Source organism: Tardiphaga sp. (assembly GCF_028290495.1).
In the GTDB taxonomy this organism is placed as follows: domain Bacteria; phylum Pseudomonadota; class Alphaproteobacteria; order Rhizobiales; family Xanthobacteraceae; genus Tardiphaga.
Window position 1 is genome coordinate 1 of sequence record NZ_JAQGJT010000211.1, and the last position, 2725, is coordinate 2725.

Below are 2725 nucleotides of genomic sequence, written 5' to 3' on the forward strand. Positions count from 1 at the left end.
CCGGATGTCGCCTCATCGGACGCCACAAACATCGAGACGAGCATCCATCGCGACGGCGATACGTACGTTATTAATGGCCGCAAGTGGTGGTCGACCGGCGCCATGAACCCGGGCGCAGCGCTGTTCATTGTCATGGGCAAGACCGACGCTGCGGCCGATCGTCATCGCCAGCAGAGCATGATCCTCGTCCCCCGGGACACGCCAGGTTTGACCGTCGTGCGTGCGCTGACGGTCTTTGGCTACAACGATCGCGACCACGGTGGCCACGCCGAGGTGCTGTTCGAGAACGTGCGAGTACCCGTCGCCAACCTGCTCGGCGCTGATGGGGAGGGTTTCGCGATGGCGCAGGCGCGGCTGGGCCCCGGGCGAATCCACCACTGCATGCGCGCGATCGGCATGGCCGAGCGCGCTCTCGACCTTGGCCGGGTGCGAGCCAATGCGCGCGTGGCCTTCGGGCGTCCCCTGGCGGAGCAGGGCGTCATCCGGGAGTGGTTCGCGGAGGCGCGCACCGAGATCGAAGCCAATCGCCTGCTGGTTTTGAAGACCGCCTGGCTCATGGACACGGTCGGCAATCGCGCGGCGCACGCCGAGATCCAGTCGATCAAAATCGCGGTGCCGCGGATGCTCGAAAAGATTCTGGACCGGATGATGCAACTGTTCGGCGCGGCCGGCCTCGGGGGCGACCTGCCGCTCGCGGAGTTCGCGGCGGGCGCACGGGCGCTGCGCCTCGCGGACGGGCCGGACGAAGTTCACCTGAATGCGCTCGGGCGAGCCGAGCTCAGCCGAGAAACCTAAGGAGACGCCCATGCCAGAGTCAGTCAGCAGTCCCGACCTCGCCGAGTCGGTCATCGCGGGCATCCGCGCCAACGCATCCCGGCGCACCGCCATCGTCACGGGTGCGGGCCGCGGGATCGGTGCCGCGATCGCTGAGCGCCTCGCGACTGACGGCCATCGCGTCGCCGTCGTCGACCTGCGCGCATCCGATACTCAGGAGACGGTCGACCGCATCCAGAAGGCGGGCGGCGAGGCGATTGGGGTTGGGGCAGACGTGGGCGACTCCGACGCGGTGAAGGCCGCGGTCGCCCAGGTGGCGGCAGAACTCGGGAAGCCCACGATCCTCGTGAACAACGCTGGCATCCTGCGCGACAATCTCCTGTTCAAAATGACCGACGAAGACTGGGATGCCGTGATGAGCGTGCACCTGCGCGGTGCGTTCCTGATGACGCGGGCGGTGCAGGCGTTTCAGGTTGAGGCCAAGTGGGGCCGTGTCGTGAACCTCTCGAGTATCTCGGCACTCGGCAATCGTGGACAGGCCAACTACTCGGCGGCCAAGGCCGGGATCCAGGGCTTCACGAAGACGATTGCGATCGAACTCGGCCGCTACAACGTGACCGCCAACTCGATCGCACCGGGGATGATCGCGACCGACATGCTGCGGGCGACGGCCGAGCGTATCAACGTTCCGTTCGAGGATTTCATGGGCGAGGCGGCGAAGGATATCCCGGTCGGTCGCTGGGGGCTGCCGGAAGACATCGCGGCCGCCGCGTCGTTCTTCGTCAGCGAGGGGGCGGGATTCGTGTCCGGCCAGGTGCTCTATGTGGCGGGAGGGCCGAAGTCGTGACGCACTATGCATCCATCGCCGAGCTCGAGGCCGCGGTCGGCGGGCAGGCCGAGACGAGCGACTGGATGGTCATCGACCAGGCGCGCATTGATACGTTCGCCGATGCCACGGGCGATCACCAGTGGATTCACGTGGATGCGTCGCGTGCGGCAGCGGGACCCTTCGGCACCACGATCGCGCATGGCTACCTGACCCTGTCGATCCTGTCGGTGCTGCTGTTTGGGCTTGTGACTCTCGAGGGCAGCCCGATGATCATCAACTACGGGCTCGATCGGGTGCGGTTTCCGACGGTCGTTCCGGTCAACAGCCGCGTACGGGCACACGCACAGGTCGTCAGCGTTGACACGGCGCCGCAGGGCGTTCGCGTGCACCTGCTCGTCACGATCGAGATCGAAGGCACGGACAAGCCGGCGCTCGTCGCGGAGTCCATTGCCCTGTTCGTGCTGGACCGCTAGCTGGGCTCGGGCGTGACGCCGATGACGCCGCTCGGTGGCGCCCGCGAGGTCGGCCGCCCCCGGCCGCAAGCCAGTCGTGCGCCCGCGTTCCCAAGCCTGCCGAGCGCGCGCGTTCCCAACCCGACGGTGCGCCCGTGTTCCCTAAACCAACGGTGCGCGCGCGTTCCCAAAAGTACGGAGCCACTCCTTCGTTTTGGTAATGGCGTGGACTCATCGAGCCCTGGACATCGACTTTGCGGTAAACGACTCAAAACCCGAGGGGTGGGTCGATAGCTGCAAAGTCGCGCGCATTGCGTGGACCGTGCGCGTGAGCGGGTCGAGCTAGGCGCCCGTGCGGTGTGGAATGCCCGCGGTCATGCCGCCGTCGACCACGAACTCCGCACCCGTGGAGTAGCTCGAGTCGTCGCTCGCGAGAAACACGATCATCTTCGAAACCTCCTCGGGCTTCGCGCCGCGGTGCAAGGGGATCTGCAGCTGCTTCGAGTCGATGCCCTGCGTCATGGGTGTCTCGATGAACCCCGGGTGCACCGAGTTGACGCGGATGCCGAACCCGCCCAGCTCCTGCGAAGCCGACTTGGTGAGCCCGCGCACCGCGAATTTCGACGCAACATAGCCGTGCAGATACGCGCCGCCGCGAAGCCCCTCGACC

Annotated in this window: 4 protein-coding genes; 3 read left to right on the forward strand and 1 reads right to left on the reverse strand. The window is 66.7% G+C overall.

What is annotated here, in order from left to right; genetic code table 11:
• The 3 genes from JWQ24_RS28130 to JWQ24_RS28140 form a co-directional block, all read left to right on the forward strand.
• A partial coding sequence (locus JWQ24_RS28130) for an acyl-CoA dehydrogenase family protein (protein WP_299815780.1) occupies positions 1-795 on the forward strand: 795 nt, incomplete at its 5' end.
• 10 nt (positions 796-805) lie between these two features.
• A complete protein-coding gene (gene fabG / locus JWQ24_RS28135; protein ID WP_299815783.1) occupies positions 806-1621 on the forward strand; it encodes a 3-oxoacyl-ACP reductase FabG in 816 nt (271 codons plus the stop codon).
• Positions 1618-2076: a MaoC family dehydratase gene (locus JWQ24_RS28140; RefSeq protein ID WP_299815786.1), complete on the forward strand. Its 459-nt coding sequence runs from the start codon at positions 1618-1620 to the stop codon at positions 2074-2076. Before fabG ends, JWQ24_RS28140 begins: the two co-directional genes overlap by 4 nt.
• Before the next feature lie 321 nt (positions 2077-2397).
• Here the strand turns inward: JWQ24_RS28140 and JWQ24_RS28145 are convergent.
• A partial coding sequence (locus JWQ24_RS28145) for an SDR family oxidoreductase (RefSeq protein WP_299815789.1) occupies positions 2398-2725 on the reverse strand: 328 nt, incomplete at its 5' end.

Coding starts and splice junctions, on each gene's coding strand:
- fabG (WP_299815783.1), top strand. CDS start 806: ATGCCAGAGTCAGTCAGCAGTCCCGACCTCGCCGAGTCGGTCATCGCG.